Consider the following 17,020-nt stretch of genomic DNA (forward strand, 5'->3'; position numbering starts at 1 on the left):
CCGGTCCGCCCTTTGCGAGGGTGACCACTGGAGAGTTGCAAGCATGACCCAACCGATCGTCGTGGCGGCGCTGTACAAGTTCGTCACCCTCGAAGACTACGTCGAACTGCGCGAGCCGCTGCTGGCTGCCATGGAAGCCAACCGCGTCAAAGGCACCCTGCTGCTGGCCGAGGAAGGCATCAACGGCACGGTTTCCGCCACCCGCGAAGGCATCGACGGCCTGCTCGCCTGGCTGCGCAACGACCCGCGCCTGGTGGATGTCGACCACAAGGAGTCGTACTGCGACGAGCAGCCGTTCTACCGGACCAAGGTCAAGCTGAAGAAAGAGATCGTCACCCTGGGCGTACCGGGCGTCGACCCGAACAAGGCGGTCGGCACCTATGTCGAGCCGCAGGACTGGAACGCCCTGATCAACGACCCGGAAGTGCTGCTGATCGACACCCGCAACGACTACGAAGTGGCCATCGGCACTTTCGAAGGCGCCATCGACCCGAAGACCACCACCTTCCGCGAGTTCCCCGAGTACATCAAGGCCAACTTCGACCCGGCGCGGCACAAGAAGGTGGCCATGTTCTGCACCGGCGGCATCCGTTGCGAGAAGGCGTCGAGCTATATGCTCGGTGAGGGCTTCGAAGAGGTCTATCATCTGAAAGGCGGGATCCTGAAATATCTGGAAGAAGTGCCTCAGGACCAGAGCAAGTGGCAGGGCGACTGCTTCGTCTTCGACAACCGGGTCACCGTGCGTCACGACCTCAGCGAAGGCGAGTACGACCAGTGCCACGCGTGCCGCCATCCGGTCAGTGTCGAGGACCGGGCCTCGGAGCACTACTTGCCAGGCATCAGCTGCCCGCATTGCTGGGACAGCCTGAGCGAGAAGACCCGCCGCAGCGCCATCGACCGGCAGAAGCAGATCGAACTGGCCAAGGCCCGCAACCAGCCGCACCCGATCGGGTTCAACTACCGCAAAGCCGAGGTGTGATGCATGACCGCTCGCCTGCTCTATGTGATGGACCCGATGTGCTCCTGGTGCTGGGGGTTCGCGCCGGTGGCTGCGGCCCTGATCGCCCAGGCGCGCCAGGCAGGGATTGAAACCCGCCTGGTGGTCGGCGGCCTGCGCACCGGCAGTTCGGCCCTGGACGCCTCGACCCGGCGCTACATCCTCGAGCACTGGCAAGCGGTCAACGAAGCCACCGGCCAGCCGTTCCAGCTTGAGGGCGCCATGCCCGACGGCTTTGTCTACGACACCGAGCCGGCCTGCCGCGCCCTGGTGACGGCGCGCAGCCTGGACGAGGGCAAGGTCTGGGACCTGCTGGCGCTGATCCAGCAGGCGTTCTACCAGCGGGCCGAAGACGTCACCCTGGCGCCGACCCTGGTCAACCTGGCGGAGCAGGCCGGTTTCGACCGCGCCAGCTTCGCCGCGGCCTTCGCCAGCAGCGAACAGCGCACGGCCACGGCCGCCGATTTCACCTGGGTCCAGGACCTGGGCATCGCCGGCTTCCCGACCCTGCTCGCCGAGCGCAACGGCCAACTGGCCTTGCTGACCAATGGCTACCAGGCGCTGGAGTCCCTCGAACCGCTGCTCGGCCGCTGGCTGGAGCGGGCTGCCTATGCTTGATCTGCCAGGCTCGCCCGACCCGGTACCCGGGCCTGCGGCGGCGTCTGCCGATCGCTTGAGCTGGGCGGAAATCCGCCGCCTGGCGCTGCACCACAAGAAAGCCCTGTGGATCGCCAATGGCGTTGCCGTGCTGGCGGCGCTGTGCAGCGTGCCGATCCCGCTGCTCCTGCCGTTGCTGGTGGACGAAGTGCTGCTCGGCCATGGCGACGCGGCGCTGAAGTGGATGAACCAGTTCCTGCCGGGCAACTGGCAGGTGGCGGCCGGCTATATCGGCCTGATGCTCTTCGTCACCCTGTTGCTGCGCAGCACGGCGCTGATCTTCAACGTGGTCCAGGCCAAGCTGTTCGCCGGCCTGGCGAAAGACATCGTCTATCGCCTGCGCATCCGCCTGATCGAGCGGCTCAAGCGCATTTCCCTGAGCGAATACGAAAGCCTCGGCAGCGGTACCGTCACCACCCACCTGGTGACCGACCTCGACACCCTCGACAAATTCGTCGGCGAAACCCTCAGCCGTTTCCTCGTGGCCATGCTGACCCTGACCGGCACCGCGGCGATCCTGATCTGGATGCACTGGCAACTGGCGCTGCTGATCCTGCTGTTCAACCCGCTGGTGATCTTCGCCACGGTGCAACTGGGCAAGCGGGTCAAGCACCTGAAGAAGCTGGAGAACGACAGCACCTCGCGCTTCACCCAGGCCCTCACCGAAACCCTCGACGCCATCCAGGAAGTGCGTGCCGGCAACCGCCAGGGCTACTTCCTCGGACGCCTTGGCCTGCGCGCCCAGGAAGTGCGCAACTACGCCGTGGCCTCGCAATGGAAAAGCGACGCCAGCGGGCGTGCCAGCGGCCTGCTGTTCCAGTTCGGCATCGATATCTTCCGTGCGGCGGCCATGCTCACCGTGCTGTTTTCCGACCTGAGCATCGGCCAGATGCTCGCGGTGTTCAGCTACCTGTGGTTCATGATCGGCCCGGTGGAGCAGTTGTTGAACCTGCAATACGCCTATTACGCGGCCGGTGGCGCCCTGAGCCGGATCAACGAGCTGCTGGCCCGTGCCGACGAGCCGCAGTTCGCTGGCGGTACCGACCCGTTCCAGGGCCAGACCACGGTGGGCATCGAGGTCCGCGGCCTGCGCTTCGGCTACGGCGAGGAACCGGTGCTGGATCAGTTGAACCTGTCCATCGCCCCGGGCGAGAAGGTCGCCATCGTCGGCGCCAGTGGCGGTGGCAAGAGCACCCTGGTGCAACTGCTGCTCGGCCTGTACACCGCGCAGGCGGGGACCATTCGCTTTGGTGGCGCGACCCAGCAGGAAATCGGCCTGGATACCCTGCGCGAGAACGTTGCGGTGGTGCTCCAGCACCCGTCGCTGTTCAACGACACGGTACGCGCCAACCTGACCATGGGCCGTGACTGCAGTGACGAGGAATGCTGGCAGGCCCTGGCCATCGCCCAGCTCGATGAAACCATCGCTGCCTTGCCGCAAGGCCTGGACAGCGTGGTCGGGCGCTCCGGCGTGCGTCTGTCCGGCGGCCAGCGCCAGCGCCTGGCGATTGCCCGAATGGTCCTGGCCAAGCCCAAGGTGGTGATCCTCGACGAGGCCACCTCGGCCCTCGACGCCGCCACCGAGTACAACCTGCACCATGCCCTGGCGCGCTTCCTCAGCGCCCGTACTACGCTGATCATCGCCCACCGCCTGTCGGCGGTGAAACAGGCCGATCGCGTGCTGGTCTTCGACGGTGGGCATGTCGCCGAGGATGGCGGTCACCAGCAACTGATCGCCGAAGGCGGCCTGTACGCCAAGCTGTACGGTCACTTGCAGCAAAGCTGAGTGTTTATTGTGCGAAATCACTTATCCGCATGAAGGCAAATGGCCTAGTCTGTATCGGAACAGAGTGAGGCTACTCACCGGTGCTGTCGCAAGGGACTTCATGAAGGGAAAACGGACGCTCGAAACGCCCAGGCTCCTGGGGCTTATCTGGCCATTTATCGCTGTGGTGCTGTTCCAGGCGCTGCTCGGCAGCATGAGCCTGTACGCGCTGTCGGCGATGCGCGCCTATGTGGCGGGGGAAAGCCTCTGGTCCAAGGGCCAGAAGGACGCCATCTATTACCTGAGCCTCTACGTCGACACCCGCGACGAGGAGAATTTTCGCAAATACCAGCAGGCCTTTGCCATTCCCGAAGGCAGCCATCGCCTGCGCCTGGCGCTGGATCTGGACCCGCCGGACCTGGAAGGCGCGCGCCAGGGCATCCTGGCGGGCGGCAACCACCCGGACGATGTGGCCAGCGTGATCTGGTTCTACTTGAATTTCCGCCATGTCAGCTACCTGGAGAAGGCCATCGACCGCTGGCAGGTGGGCGACAGTTTCCTCCAGGAGCTGGACACCCTGGCTCAGGAAGTCCACGCCGGCATTCGCGCCAACCAGGCCACGCCCTGGTACCTGGCGGAGTGGAAGCGCCGCATCGTCGCGATCAACGACAACGTCACCCCGGCCGCCCGGGCCTTCAGCGATGCCCTGGGCGAAGGCTCGCGCATGCTCTTGCGCCTGCTGTTGCTGATCAACCTTGCTACTGCAGTGTTCCTCATCGCCCTGGCCTGGCTACGCTCGAGCAAGCTGCTGGCCCAGCGCCAGGCCTTCGCCAGCGCCCTGCAGGTGGAGAAGGAGCGGGCGCAGATCACCCTGGCGTCCATCGGTGACGGGGTGATCACCACCGATGTCGACGGTTGCATCCTGTATATGAACCCCGCCGCCGAGCAACTGACCCATTGGGATGCCCTGCATGCCCAGGGCCTGCCGCTGGCGGCGCTGTTCAGCCTGCTCGACGACAACGCCGAGAAGGACAGCCTGACCCTCACCGAACATATCCTCAACGGTGCGCTGAGCGGCGGTTCGGAGCATGTCCGGCAGATCCAGCGTCTGGACGGCAGTACCGTGGCCGTGGCCCTGGTCGGTGCGCCGATCATCAGCGAGGGACGCATCAGCGGCACCGTGCTGGTGCTGCACGACATGACCCGGGAGCGCCAGTACATCGCCAACCTGTCCTGGCAGGCGACCCACGATGCCCTGACCGGGCTGTCCAACCGGCGCGAATTCGAATACCGCCTGGAGCAGGCCCTGAACGAACTGGCCCGGCACAGCGGCCGGCATTCGCTGATGTTCCTCGATCTCGACCAGTTCAAGCTGGTCAACGACACCAGCGGGCATGCCGCCGGTGACGAACTGCTGCGGCATATCTGCGCGGTCTTGCAGTCGGCCCTGCGCGAGGGCGACGTGCTGGCGCGCTTGGGTGGCGACGAGTTCGGCGTGCTGCTGCACGATTGCCCGCCGGAGCAGGCCGAACGCATCGCCGAGAACCTGCGCCAGTCGGTGCAGAGCCTGCATTTCGTGTGGAAGGGCCGGCCGTTCATGAATACCGTGAGCATTGGCCTGGTCCATCTGGCGCAAGCACCGGAAACACTGGAGGCGGCGCTGCGAGCCGCCGACATGGCCTGCTACATGGCCAAGGAAAAGGGCCGCAACCGCGTTCAGTTGTACCAGGCCGACGATACCGAGCTATCGGTGCGCTTCGGCGAGATGGCCTGGATCCAGCGCCTGCATATCGCCCTGGAAGAAAACCGCTTCTGCCTGTACGCACAGGAAATCGCCGCCCTGCATCCCGAGGAGGGCAATGGCGGGCATCTGGAGATCCTTCTGCGCCTGCACGATGAAAGCGGCCGCATGATCCTGCCGGACAGTTTCATTCCGGCGGCCGAGCGCTTCGGCCTGATCACCGCCCTTGATCGCTGGGTGGTGAACAGCGTCTTCGGCACCATCCGCCAGTGCCTGGACGAGGGGGCGCAGGCGCCGCTGGCGATGTGTTCGATCAACCTCTCGGGCAACAGCATTGGCGACGACAAGTTTCTTGAGTACCTGCGCCGGCAGTTCTGCGAGCACGCTATCCCGCCTGAATTGATCTGTTTCGAAATAACCGAGACCAGCGCGATTGCCGATCTTGGCAGTGCCATTCGTTTTATCAACGAATTGAAGGGATTGGGTTGCAAATTTTCCCTTGACGATTTTTGCGCCGGGATGTCGTCGTTCGCGTATCTGAAACATTTGCCTGTAGACTTCCTCAAGATCGACGGAAGTTTCGTCAAGGATATGCTCGACGATCCGATTAACCGGGCGATGGTCCAGGTGATAAACCATATCGGCCACGTCATGGGTAAGCGCACCATCGCCGAGTTTGTCGAGACGCCGCTGATCGAACAGGCTTTGCGGGAGATCGGTGTCGACTACGCCCAGGGCTTCCTGATCGAGCGGCCCCAGGTCTTTACCTGCGCCAGCCTGCAGCGTCAGCGCGACGCGGCCAGGCCCTTGCTGTTCGGCTCGCCGGGGACATTGCGCTGACGCTTCTATCCAAATCACAAGGACAAGGAGCTGACAGTGATTGATACCTTTACCCGGACCGGTCCATTGATGGACGCCAGCAGTTATCCCCTCTGGGCCCAACGCCTGATCCAGGAATGCGCCCCCAGCAAGCGCCGTGTGGTGGAACATGAGTTCTACCAGCGCCTGCGCGACGGCCAGGTTTCCAGCCGGACCATGCACCAGTACCTGGTGGGTGGCTGGCCGGTGGTCGAGCAATTCTCGGTGTACATGGCCCGCAACCTGACCAAGACCGTCTATGGCCGCCATCCCGGCGAGGACATGGCGCGGCGCTGGCTGATGCGCAATATCCGTGTCGAACTCAACCATGCCGACTACTGGGTGCACTGGTGCGAGGCCCATGGCGTGAGCCTGGAGGACCTGCAGGCGCAGGACGTGCCGGCAGAGCTCCAGGCCCTGAGCGACTGGTGCGTGCATACCTGCACGGCGGATTCGCTGGTGGTGGCCATGGCGGCGACCAACTATGCGATCGAAGGGGCGGTGGGCGAGTGGTCGGCAGTGGTCTGTTCGACCGACACCTACGCCCAGGGCTTCCCCGAGGAAGGCCGCAAGCGCGCGATGAAGTGGCTGAAGATGCACGCCCAGTACGACGATGCCCACCCGTGGGAAGCGCTGGAAATCATCTGCACCCTGGCCGGCAACAGCCCGGGCAAGGCCCTGCAGAACGAGCTGAAGCGGGCGATCTGCAAGAGCTACGACTATATGTTCCTGTTCCTCGAACGCTGCATGCAGCTGGAACACGGTGAAGCAGGCCAGGACGTCCGTCGTCGGGGCGCCCTGGCCTGATCGTTACTGGGCGTTGAACGCCTGACCGTTGACCCCGGTGCTGTCCGGGCCCATCAGGTAGAGGTAGACCGGCATGATGGCCTCGGGCAGCGGGTTGTCCTGCGGATTTTCCGCCGGATACGCCTGGGCCCGCATGCTGGTGCGGGTCGCACCCGGGTTGACGCTGTTGGCCCGCACCGGCGCCACGCCTTCCAGTTCGTCCGCCAGGGTCTGCATCAGGCCCTCGGTGGCGAACTTCGATACCCCGTAGGCACCCCAGTAGGCCCGGCCCTTGCGTCCGACGCTGCTGGAGGTGAACACCACCGAGGCATCTTCCGACAGCTTGAGCAGTGGCAGCAGGGTCTGGGTCAGCATGAACATGGCGTTAACGTTGATGTGCATGACGCGCATGAAATTATCGCCGCTCAGTTGCTCGATCGGCGTGCGCGGGCCGATGATCGAGGCGTTGTGCAGCAGGCCGTCGAGGCGGCCGAAGGCGTTTTCCACCATCACCGCCAGCTCGTCGTACTGGTGGGGCAGGGCGGTTTCCAGGTTGAACGGGATGACCACGGGTTGCGGATGGCCGTCGGCCTCGATCTCGTCGTAGACCGCTGCCAGGTTGGCTTCGGTCTTGCCCAGCAACAGCACGGTGGCGCCATGGGCGGCAAAGGCCTTGGCTGCCGCGGCACCGATCCCGCGACCGGCGCCGGTGACCATGATGACCCGGCCTTTGAGCAGTTCTGGACGGGCGGAATAGTCGAACATGGGAATTGCCTCGAAAAGGAAATGGCTTCAGGCCACGCCGCTGCGTGGCCTATGGCGCACAGGTGCCGCCTGTCACTGTAGGAGCTGGCTTGCCTGCGATGGAGCGCGCCAGCGGTCCCAAAACCATCCAGCACGAGCGTCTGTCACGGCGCTTATCTGGATTCGGTGACCCTGATGTATGGGGTGGCAGGTTTTGGGACCGCTTTGCGGTCCATCGCAGGCAAGCCAGCTCCTACCTTGGTTGCGTACACCTGTGCCTATGGGCGGGTGATCAGCAGCCGCAGAGGGCGCCGTCGAGCACCTTGCGCAGTTCCAGGGGGTGATCGACCACCACGTCCGCGCCCCAGTTGTTGGGGTTGTCCTCGGGATGAATATAGCCATAGCGCACGGCGGCGGTGCGGGTGCCGGCGTCGCGGCCGGACTCGATGTCGCGCAGGTCGTCGCCGACGAACAGGACGCTGGCCGGGTCCAGGCCGAGGGTCTTGCAGGCGAGGATCATCGGCTCCGGGTCGGGCTTGCTGTTCTTCACGTGATCCGGGCAGATCAGCAGCGACGAACGCTCGGCCAGGCCCAGGCGCTGCATGATCGGTTCGGCGAAGCGCACCGGCTTGTTGGTCACCACGCCCCACAGCAGCTTGCCGCGCTCGATGTCCTGCAGCAGCTCTTCCATGCCGTCGAACAGCTTGCTGTGCACGGCGCAGTCGCGCTGGTAGCGCTCGAGGAATTCCAGGCGCAGGGGCTCGAATTCAGGGGCCTCCGGGTCCATGCCGAAGGTCGCCGCGACCATCGCCCGGGCACCGCCGGAGATCACGTCGCGGATCAGCTTGTCGGCCACCGGTGGCAGGCCGCGCTCGGCGAGCATGGCCTGGCAGATGGCGATGAAATCCGGCGCCGTGTCGAGCAGGGTGCCGTCCATGTCGAAAAGTACTGCTCGCAAACGCATGTTCATTCCTCGCGAAGGGTCTGGATCATGTAGTTGACGTCAACGTCGGCGGCCAGCTTGTAGTGCTTGGTCAGCGGGTTGTAGGTCAGACCGATGATGTCCTTGACGCTCAGGCCTGCCGCACGGCTCCAGGCGCCGAGTTCGGAAGGGCGGATGAATTTCTTGAAATCATGGGTGCCGCGGGGCAGCAGCTTCATGATGTATTCGGCGCCGATAATGGCGAACAGGTAGGCCTTGGGGTTGCGGTTGATGGTGGAGAAGAACACCTGGCCGCCGGGCTTGACCATCTTGAAGCAGGCGCGGATCACCGAGGACGGGTCCGGGACGTGCTCGAGCATTTCCAGGCAGGTGACCACGTCGAACTGCTCGGGCATCTCTTCGGCCAGGGCTTCGGCGGTGATCTGCCGGTATTCGACGTTCACTCCGGATTCCAGTTGGTGCAACTGGGCCACCGCCAGCGGCGCCTCGCCCATGTCGATACCGGTCACGGTGGCGCCACGCAGGGCCATGGCCTCGCTGAGGATGCCGCCGCCGCAACCGACGTCGAGGACCTTCTTGCCGGCCAGCCTGACCCGCTCGTCGATCCAGTTGACCCGCAGCGGGTTGATGTCGTGCAGCGGCTTGAACTCGCTCTCGCGGTCCCACCAGCGATGGGCCAGGGCCTCGAACTTGGCGATTTCGGCGTGGTCGACGTTGCTCATGGAACAGTCCTCTGAAACGGTGAAAATTCGGTGCGGCAGCGCGGCTGCCGGCAGGTCATTCGGTACGGCCGGCGATACGCTTGCCCCAGGCCACGGCGCTGGCATGCAAGGCCTGTTCGTCCAGGCGGGTCAGGCGACGCTCGTCGAGCAGCGCCTTGCCGGCGACCCAGACATGCTTCACGCAGTCGCGGCCGCTGGCGTAGATCAGTTGCGACACCGGGTCGTAGACCGGTTGCTGGGCCAGGCCGCTGAGGTCGAAGGCGACCAGGTCGGCAGCCTTGCCGATTTCCAGGGAGCCGGTGACGTCTTCCATGCCCAGGGCGCGGGCGCCATTGAGGGTGGCCATGCGCAGGGCGCGATGGGCATCCAGGGCGCTGGCCGAGCCAGCCACGGCCTTCGCCAGCAGGGCGGCGGTGCGGGTCTCGCCCAGCAGGTCGAGGTCGTTGTTGCTGGCGGCGCCATCGGTACCGACGGCGACGTTCACCCCGGCCTGCCACAGGCGCTCCACCGGGCAGAAGCCGCTGGCCAGCTTGAGATTGGATTCGGGGCAGTGCACCACACTGGTGTTGCTTTCTACCAGCAATGCCAGGTCCTCATCGCTGACCTGGGTCACATGCACGGCCTGCAGGTTCGGCCCGAGCAGGCCAATGCGCGCCAGGCGCTGCAACGGGCGCTCGCCGCGCTGCTCCACGGAATCGTGGACTTCGCTGGCGGTCTCGTGGATATGCATCTGGATCGGCGCGTCCAGCTCGTCGGCCAGCACCCGGACTTTTTCCAGGTTCTCGTCGTTGACCGTGTACGGCGCGTGGGGGCCGAGTGCGATGCGGATACGCGGATGATGGCGCAGGTCGCCGAACAGCTCGACGCCCAGGTGCAGGGCTTCGTCGAAATTGCGCGCGCCGGGGATCGGAAAGTCCAGCAGTGGGACGCAGATCTGCGCGCGCATACCGCTGTCGTGCACGCACTGGCTGGCGATCTTCGGATAGAAATACATGTCGCTGAAGCAGGTGATGCCGCCCTTGAGCTGCTCGGCGATGGCCAGGTTGGTGCCGTCGCGGACGAACTCCTCGTCGACCCAGCGGCCTTCGGCCGGCCAGATATGTTCCTGCAGCCAGGTCATCAGCGGCAGGTCGTCGGCCATGCCGCGGAACAGGGTCATGGCCGCGTGGCCGTGGGCGTTGATCAGGCCGGGGGCGAGCAGGCAGCCGGGCAGTTCGCGGACCTCGGTGGGGCTGAAGCGCCCGGTCTCGCTGCGCGGGCCGATAAACACGATCTGGCCGTCGCGCACGCCCAGGGCATGCTCTTCCAGGACCACCCCGGCCGGTTCGACGGGCACCAGCCAGGTCGGCAGGAGCAGCAGGTCGAGAGGGGCGCTGGACTTGGGCATCGGGGCGGATTTCCCTGGATCATGGGGTGGTGGCGAAGTATACCCGAGCGTCCGCGCTTGGGGCTCGTTATAATCGCCGGTTTTTGATGTCCGAATGACGGGGTGAGGCATGCGCGATCGACTTCTGGCTGCAGAGAAAGTAAGGGGTATCGATTGGCGTGATGGCACCCTCTACTTGCTCGATCAGCGCGCGTTGCCTTTCGAGGAGACCTGGCTGGCGTACAGGGATGCCGCCGCAGTGGCTGAAGCGATTCGCTCGATGGTGGTGCGCGGGGCCCCTGCCATCGGCATCAGCGCTGCTTTTGGCCTGTTGCTGGGCTTGCGTCGGCGCCTTGCCGACGGGGGTGACTGGCGCGAGGCGCTGGAGGCGGATTTCACCGTGCTGAGCGAGGCCCGGCCGACCGGGGTGAATCTGTCCTGGGCCCTGAACCGCATGCGCGAACGCCTGCAGCGGGTGAAGGAGGGCGACGATCCGTCGCAGTTGCTGGAGGCCGAAGCCCTGGCAATTCATGAAAGCGATCGTGAAGCCAACCTGACCATGGCCCAGCTCGGCATGGAGCTGATCCGCAAGTACCAGGGCAGCGAGCAGACCGTGCTGACCCACTGCAACACCGGGGCCCTGGCCACCGGTGGCTTCGGCACGGCGCTCGGGGTGATCCGCGCGGCCTGGCTGGAAGGCATGATCGAGCACGTCTACGTCGACGAGACCCGGCCCTGGCTGCAAGGCACCCGGCTGACCGCCTGGGAACTGGCCAACGAGGGCATTCCGGTGATGGTCAACGCCGATTCGGCCGCCGCGCACCTGATGAAGACCAAGGGCATCACCTGGGTCGTGGTCGGGGCGGACCGCATCGCCGCCAATGGCGACGTGGCCAACAAGATCGGTACCTACCAGCTAGCGGTCAACGCCATGCACCACGGTGTGCGCTTCATGGTGGTGGCACCGAGTTCGACCATCGACCTGGACGTGCCCAGCGGCGACGAAATCGTCCTGGAGGAGCGCGATGGCAATGAGTTGCTGGAGATTGCCGGCACCCGTATCGCACCCGAGGTCGAGGCCTGCAATCCGGTGTTCGACGTGACCCCGGCGGACCTGATCGATGTGATCGTGACCGAGAAAGGCATCGTGGAGCGCCCGGATACCGCCAAGCTGGCGCAGCTGATGTGCCGCAAGCGCCTGCACTGATTCCTTTGTTGTCTGTACGTGCGCCGCGAACCCTGTGGGAGCTGGCTTGCCAGCGATGAGGCCGGAACAGGCGCAGAATCAGGTCCTGCAAGGAGCATTTTTCCTCACGCCAAGCGGCGCTTTGCCATACTCCCATGCCCCCGGCGACTGTGGTAACATCCGGCGGTTTCCAAGAGCGCCCAGCGGGGCGTTCTTCACTACGCAGATCCATGGCATAACTCGTTGATTTGTCGTAAGTCGCCGCGCAGGAGGCCCTTCGCGGCGGCGAGCTTCGTTCGTCCCATATGGATGTGACGAAGTTTCACCCGAAAAAGGAATCAGGCTTCTCATGGGCGAACTGGCCAAAGAAATCCTCCCGGTCAATATCGAAGACGAACTGAGACAGTCCTACCTCGACTACGCGATGAGCGTCATTGTCGGGCGTGCACTGCCCGATGCGCGTGATGGCTTGAAGCCCGTGCATCGCCGCGTTCTGTATGCGATGAGTGAACTGGGGAACGACTGGAACAAACCGTACAAGAAATCCGCCCGTGTGGTCGGTGACGTTATCGGTAAGTACCACCCCCACGGCGACACTGCGGTCTACGACACCATCGTGCGTATGGCCCAGCCTTTCTCCCTGCGCTACCTGCTGGTCGACGGCCAGGGCAACTTCGGTTCGGTCGACGGCGACAACGCCGCGGCGATGCGTTACACCGAAGTGCGCATGACCAAGCTGGCCCACGAGCTGCTGGCAGACCTGCACAAGGAAACCGTGGACTGGGTGCCCAACTACGACGGCACCGAGCAGATCCCGGCGGTCATGCCGACCCGAATCCCCAACCTGCTGGTCAACGGCTCCAGCGGTATTGCCGTGGGCATGGCGACCAACATCCCGCCGCACAACCTCGGTGAAGTCATCGACGGTTGCCTGGCGCTGATCGACAACTCCGAGATCACGGTCGACGAACTGATGCAGTTCATCCCGGGCCCGGACTTCCCGACCGCCGGCCTGATCAACGGCCGCCAGGGCATCATCGAGGCCTATCGCACCGGCCGTGGTCGCATCTACATGCGTGCCCGTTCGACCATCGAGGACATCGACAAGGCCGGTGGCCGCCAGCAGATCGTCATCACCGAGCTGCCGTACCAGTTGAACAAGGCGCGTCTGATCGAGAAGATCGCCGAGCTGGTCAAGGAGAAGAAGCTCGAAGGCATCACCGAGCTGCGCGACGAGTCCGACAAGGACGGCATGCGCGTGGTCATCGAGCTGCGCCGCGGCGAGGTGCCGGAGGTGGTGCTCAACAACCTCTACGCCCAGACCCAACTGCAAAGCGTGTTCGGCATCAACATCGTCGCCCTGATCGACGGTCGTCCGCGCCTGCTCAACCTCAAGGACCTGCTCGAAGCCTTCGTCCGTCACCGCCGCGAAGTGGTGACCCGGCGGACCGTGTTCGAACTGCGCAAGGCGCGTGAGCGCGGGCACATCCTTGAAGGCCAGGCGGTCGCGCTGTCCAACATCGATCCGGTCATCGCCCTGATCAAGGCCTCGCCGACCCCGTCCGAGGCCAAAGAAGCGCTGACCAGCACGCCGTGGGAATCCAGCGCCGTGCAGGTGATGGTCGAACGCGCCGGTGCCGACTCCTGCCGTCCGGAGAACCTCGACGAGCAGTACGGCCTGCGCGACGGCAAGTATTACCTGTCGCCGGAACAGGCCCAGGCGATCCTCGACCTGCGCCTGCACCGCCTGACCGGCCTGGAGCACGAGAAGCTGCTGGCCGAGTACCAGGAGATCCTCAACCAGATCGGCGAACTGATCCGCATCCTCAGCAGCGCCGAGCGCCTGATGGAAGTGATCCGCGAAGAGCTGGAGCTGATTCGCGCCGAATACGGCGACGTGCGCCGCACCGAGATCATCGATGCGCGCCTGGATCTGACCCTGGGCGACATGATTCCGGAAGAAGACCGCGTGGTGACCATTTCCCACGGCGGTTATGCCAAGACCCAGCCGCTGGCCGCCTACCAGGCCCAGCGTCGCGGCGGCAAAGGCAAGTCGGCGACCGGCGTCAAGGACGAGGACTACATCTCGCACCTGCTGGTCGCCAACAGTCACACCACGCTGCTGCTGTTCTCCAGCAAGGGCAAGGTGTACTGGCTGAAGACCTACGAAATCCCCGAAGCATCCCGTGCTGCCCGCGGCCGTCCGCTGGTGAACCTGCTGCCGCTGGACGAAGGCGAGCACATCACCACCATGCTGCCGGTCGAGGAATACACCGAGGGTCACTACATCTTCATGGCCACCGCCAACGGTACCGTGAAGAAGACCCCGCTGGAGCAGTTCAGCCGCCAGCGCAGCGTCGGCCTGATCGCCCTGGAGCTGGACGAAGGTGACATCCTGATTTCCGCCTCCATCACCGATGGCGAGCGTGAGGTCATGCTGTTCTCCGACGCCGGCAAGGTGACCCGCTTCAAGGAATCCGATGTCCGCGCCATGGGCCGTACCGCCCGCGGTGTCCGCGGCATGCGCCTGGCCGAAGGGCAGAAGCTGATCTCGATGATCATCCCGGAGGAGGGCAGCCAGATCCTCACCGCCTCCGAGCGTGGCTACGGCAAGCGCACCGCGATCGCCGAGTTCCCCGAGTACAAGCGTGGCGGCCAGGGCGTGATCGCCATGGTCAGCAACGAGCGCAACGGCCGTCTGGTCGGTGCGGTACAGGTGCAGGAAGGCGAGGAGATCATGCTGATTTCCGACCAGGGCACCCTGGTGCGTACCCGTGTTGGCGAAGTCTCCAGTCTGGGTCGCAACACCCAGGGCGTGACCCTGATCAAGCTGGCCAGCGATGAAACCCTGGTCGGCCTGGAGCGGGTCCAGGAGCCTTCCGACGAAGGTGAAGACGACGAGCTGCTGGATGCCGAGGCAGACGGCGACAACCTCGAGGCGCCGCAGGCGGATGCTGCCGGCGAGGAAGAAGCCGTACAGGACTGAGTTGTAGAACGCGTGAAATACGGAAGCGGGGCTGGTCCCCGCTTCCGCCGTTATCTTGAGCAGAGCGAGAGTGGATGTGAGCAAACGAGCCTTTAACTTCTGCGCAGGCCCTGCCGCGCTCCCGGACGCTGTTCTGCAGCGCGCCCAGGCCGAAATGCTGGACTGGAACGGCAAAGGCCTGTCCGTCATGGAGATGAGTCACCGTAGCGACGACTACGTGGCCATCGCCGAGCAGGCCGAACAGGACCTGCGCGACCTGCTGTCCATCCCCTCGAACTACAAGGTGCTGTTCCTCCAGGGCGGCGCCAGCCAGCAGTTCGCCGAGATTCCGCTGAACCTGCTGCCCGAGAACGGCACTGCCGACTACATCGAGACCGGCATCTGGTCGAAGAAGGCCATCGAGGAAGCGCGTCGCTTCGGCAACGTCAATGTCGCCGCCTCGGCCAAGCCCTATGACTTCCTGGCCATTCCCGGTCAGAACGAGTGGAAGCTGACCCCGGGTGCCGCCTACCTGCACTACGCCTCCAACGAAACCATCGGTGGCCTGCAGTTCGACTGGGTACCGGAAGCCGGTGATGTTCCGCTGGTGGTCGACATGTCCTCGGACATCCTCTCCCGTTCGGTCGATATCTCGCAGTTCGGCCTGATCTACGCCGGTGCGCAGAAGAACATCGGCCCGAGCGGCCTGGTGGTGGTGATCGTCCGTGAAGACCTGCTGGGTCGTGCCCGCAGCGCCTGTCCGACCATGCTCGACTACAAGATCGCCGCCGACAACGGCTCGATGTACAACACCCCGGCCACCTACTCCTGGTACCTGTCCGGCCTGGTCTTCCAGTGGCTGAAGGAGCAGGGCGGTGTCGCCGCGATGGAGCAGCGCAACCGGGCCAAGAAAGAGCTGTTGTACGGCTTCATCGACAAGAGCGATTTCTACAGCAACCCGATCAGCGTCAACGCCCGTTCGTGGATGAACGTGCCGTTCCGCCTGGCCGACGAGCGCCTGGACAAGGCCTTCCTCGCCGGTGCCGACGCCCGCGGCCTGCTCAACCTCAAGGGTCACCGTTCGGTCGGCGGCATGCGTGCCTCGATCTACAACGCCCTGGGCCTGGAGGCCGTGGAAGCGCTGGTGGGCTACATGGCCGAATTCGAGAAGGAACATTCCTGATGTCCGAACAGGAACTCAAGGCGCTGCGGGTACGCATCGACAGCCTCGACGAGAAGATCCTCGAACTGATCAGCGACCGTGCCCGCTGTGCTCAGGAAGTGGCGCGGGTCAAGATGGGTTCCCTGGCCGAAGGCGAGGTGCCGGTGTTCTACCGGCCCGAGCGTGAGGCGCAGGTGCTCAAGCGGGTCATGGAGCGCAACCAGGGGCCCCTCGGCAACGAGGAAATGGCCCGTCTGTTCCGCGAAATCATGTCCTCCTGCCTGGCGTTGGAGCAGCCGCTGAAAGTGGCCTACCTCGGCCCTGAGGGTACCTTCACCCAGGCTGCGGCGATGAAGCACTTCGGGCATGCGGTGATCAGCAAGCCGATGGCGGCGATCGACGAAGTGTTCCGCGAAGTGGCCGCCGGTGCGGTCAACTTCGGCGTGGTGCCGGTGGAAAACTCCACCGAGGGCGCGGTCAACCACACCCTCGACAGCTTCCTCGAACACGACATGGTCATCTGCGGCGAAGTCGAGCTGCGTATCCACCACCACCTGTTGGTGGGCGAGAACACCAAGACCGACAGCATCACCCGCATCTATTCCCACGCCCAGTCCCTGGCCCAGTGCCGCAAGTGGCTGGACGCGCACTACCCGAACGTCGAGCGCGTCGCGGTGGCGAGCAATGCCGAGGCGGCCAAGCGGGTCAAGGGCGAGTGGAACTCCGCGGCCATTGCCGGCGACATGGCGGCCGGCTTGTACGGCCTGACCCGCCTGGCCGAGAAGATCGAGGACCGTCCGGACAACTCCACCCGGTTCCTGATGATCGGCAACCAGGAAGTCCCGCCGACTGGCGACGACAAGACCTCGATCATCGTGTCGATGAGCAACAAGCCGGGCGCGCTGCACGAACTGCTGGTGCCCTTCCATGAGAACGGTATCGACCTGACCCGTATCGAGACCCGTCCGTCGCGCAGCGGTAAATGGACCTACGTCTTCTTCATCGATTTCGTCGGCCATCACCGCGATCCGCTGATCAAGGCCGTGCTGGAGAAGATCAGCCAGGAAGCGGTCGCCCTGAAAGTGCTGGGTTCCTACCCGAAAGCGGTGCTTTGAGGCGTGATGAAGC

The 17,020-nt window shown here is 64.5% G+C and carries 13 protein-coding genes; 9 read left to right on the forward strand and 4 right to left on the reverse strand.

Annotation, left to right across the window (positions count from 1 at the left end):
- The first annotated feature begins 43 nt into the window (after positions 1 to 43).
- From trhO to PSEMO_RS15070, 5 genes are all read left to right on the forward strand, one after another.
- A complete protein-coding gene (gene trhO / locus PSEMO_RS15050; protein ID WP_075803786.1) occupies positions 44 to 979 on the forward strand; it encodes an oxygen-dependent tRNA uridine(34) hydroxylase TrhO in 936 nt (311 codons plus the stop codon).
- Positions 980 to 982: 3 nt separating this feature from the next.
- Entirely contained in the window at positions 983 to 1,615 is a 633-nt protein-coding gene (locus PSEMO_RS15055; protein WP_075803787.1) for a DsbA family protein, read from the forward strand.
- Positions 1,608 to 3,440 carry an ABC transporter ATP-binding protein gene (locus tag PSEMO_RS15060; protein WP_075803788.1) on the forward strand — a complete coding sequence of 611 codons (1,833 nt, stop codon included), beginning with the start codon at positions 1,608 to 1,610 and terminating at the stop codon, positions 3,438 to 3,440. The genes PSEMO_RS15055 and PSEMO_RS15060 overlap by 8 nt, the downstream gene beginning before the upstream one ends.
- A 100-nt stretch (positions 3,441 to 3,540) precedes the next feature.
- Positions 3,541 to 6,000, forward strand: a complete 2,460-nt coding sequence (locus PSEMO_RS15065) for an EAL domain-containing protein (RefSeq protein ID WP_075803789.1) — start codon at positions 3,541 to 3,543, stop codon at positions 5,998 to 6,000.
- A 36-nt stretch (positions 6,001 to 6,036) separates the two neighbouring features.
- The gene (locus tag PSEMO_RS15070) at positions 6,037 to 6,825 is read left to right on the forward strand and encodes a TenA family transcriptional regulator (protein WP_075803790.1); all 789 of its coding nucleotides are present in this window, start codon (positions 6,037 to 6,039) and stop codon (positions 6,823 to 6,825) included.
- A gap of 3 nt (positions 6,826 to 6,828) precedes the next feature.
- Here PSEMO_RS15070 and PSEMO_RS15075 read toward each other — a convergent pair whose 3' ends face one another.
- From PSEMO_RS15075 to PSEMO_RS15090, 4 genes are all read right to left on the reverse strand, one after another.
- The gene (locus PSEMO_RS15075; protein ID WP_075803791.1) at positions 6,829 to 7,569 is read right to left on the reverse strand and encodes a YciK family oxidoreductase; all 741 of its coding nucleotides are present in this window, start codon (positions 7,567 to 7,569) and stop codon (positions 6,829 to 6,831) included.
- A gap of 271 nt (positions 7,570 to 7,840) precedes the next feature.
- A complete protein-coding gene (gene mupP, locus PSEMO_RS15080; protein ID WP_075803792.1) occupies positions 7,841 to 8,512 on the reverse strand; it encodes an N-acetylmuramic acid 6-phosphate phosphatase MupP in 672 nt (223 codons plus the stop codon).
- A gap of 2 nt (positions 8,513 to 8,514) precedes the next feature.
- Positions 8,515 to 9,213 (reverse strand): bifunctional 2-polyprenyl-6-hydroxyphenol methylase/3-demethylubiquinol 3-O-methyltransferase UbiG, encoded by a 699-nt coding sequence (gene ubiG / locus PSEMO_RS15085; RefSeq protein WP_075803793.1) that lies wholly within the window; start codon positions 9,211 to 9,213, stop codon positions 8,515 to 8,517.
- Between the two features lie 55 nt (positions 9,214 to 9,268).
- The gene (locus PSEMO_RS15090; RefSeq protein WP_075803794.1) at positions 9,269 to 10,600 is read right to left on the reverse strand and encodes a TRZ/ATZ family hydrolase; all 1,332 of its coding nucleotides are present in this window, start codon (positions 10,598 to 10,600) and stop codon (positions 9,269 to 9,271) included.
- A gap of 109 nt (positions 10,601 to 10,709) precedes the next feature.
- On the opposite strand from PSEMO_RS15090, the gene mtnA reads away from it, so the two are divergent.
- The 4 genes from mtnA to pheA all read left to right on the forward strand — a co-directional run bounded on the left by mtnA (position 10,710) and on the right by pheA (position 17,007).
- The gene (mtnA, locus tag PSEMO_RS15095) at positions 10,710 to 11,786 is read left to right on the forward strand and encodes an S-methyl-5-thioribose-1-phosphate isomerase (RefSeq protein WP_075803795.1); all 1,077 of its coding nucleotides are present in this window, start codon (positions 10,710 to 10,712) and stop codon (positions 11,784 to 11,786) included.
- 328 nt (positions 11,787 to 12,114) lie between these two features.
- Positions 12,115 to 14,751 (forward strand): DNA gyrase subunit A, encoded by a 2,637-nt coding sequence (gyrA, locus tag PSEMO_RS15100; RefSeq protein WP_075803796.1) that lies wholly within the window; start codon positions 12,115 to 12,117, stop codon positions 14,749 to 14,751.
- Positions 14,752 to 14,827: 76 nt separating this feature from the next.
- Entirely contained in the window at positions 14,828 to 15,913 is a 1,086-nt protein-coding gene (gene serC / locus PSEMO_RS15105) for a 3-phosphoserine/phosphohydroxythreonine transaminase (protein WP_075803986.1), read from the forward strand.
- Positions 15,913 to 17,007 carry a prephenate dehydratase gene (gene pheA / locus PSEMO_RS15110; RefSeq protein ID WP_009407557.1) on the forward strand — a complete coding sequence of 365 codons (1,095 nt, stop codon included), beginning with the start codon at positions 15,913 to 15,915 and terminating at the stop codon, positions 17,005 to 17,007. The genes serC and pheA overlap by 1 nt, the downstream gene beginning before the upstream one ends.
- Positions 17,008 to 17,020 lie beyond the last annotated feature (13 nt).

Origin of the sequence: Pseudomonas putida (assembly GCF_001941965.1) — a bacterium.
In the GTDB taxonomy this organism is placed as follows: Bacteria; Pseudomonadota; Gammaproteobacteria; order Pseudomonadales; family Pseudomonadaceae; genus Aquipseudomonas; species Aquipseudomonas putida_L.

Excerpts from the sequence above, each read along its gene's own strand:
- trhO (WP_075803786.1), top strand. The coding sequence starts at position 44 with ATGACCCAACCGATCGTCGTGGCGGCGCTGTACAAGTTCGTCACCCTC.
- PSEMO_RS15055 (WP_075803787.1), top strand. The coding sequence starts at position 983 with ATGACCGCTCGCCTGCTCTATGTGATGGACCCGATGTGCTCCTGGTGC.
- PSEMO_RS15060 (WP_075803788.1), top strand. The coding sequence starts at position 1,608 with ATGCTTGATCTGCCAGGCTCGCCCGACCCGGTACCCGGGCCTGCGGCG.
- PSEMO_RS15065 (WP_075803789.1), top strand. The coding sequence starts at position 3,541 with ATGAAGGGAAAACGGACGCTCGAAACGCCCAGGCTCCTGGGGCTTATC.
- PSEMO_RS15075 (WP_075803791.1), bottom strand. The coding sequence starts at position 7,569 with ATGTTCGACTATTCCGCCCGTCCAGAACTGCTCAAAGGCCGGGTCATC.
- mupP (WP_075803792.1), bottom strand. The coding sequence starts at position 8,512 with ATGCGTTTGCGAGCAGTACTTTTCGACATGGACGGCACCCTGCTCGAC.
- ubiG (WP_075803793.1), bottom strand. The coding sequence starts at position 9,213 with ATGAGCAACGTCGACCACGCCGAAATCGCCAAGTTCGAGGCCCTGGCC.
- PSEMO_RS15090 (WP_075803794.1), bottom strand. The coding sequence starts at position 10,600 with ATGCCCAAGTCCAGCGCCCCTCTCGACCTGCTGCTCCTGCCGACCTGG.
- mtnA (WP_075803795.1), top strand. The coding sequence starts at position 10,710 with ATGCGCGATCGACTTCTGGCTGCAGAGAAAGTAAGGGGTATCGATTGG.
- gyrA (WP_075803796.1), top strand. The coding sequence starts at position 12,115 with ATGGGCGAACTGGCCAAAGAAATCCTCCCGGTCAATATCGAAGACGAA.
- pheA (WP_009407557.1), top strand. The coding sequence starts at position 15,913 with ATGTCCGAACAGGAACTCAAGGCGCTGCGGGTACGCATCGACAGCCTC.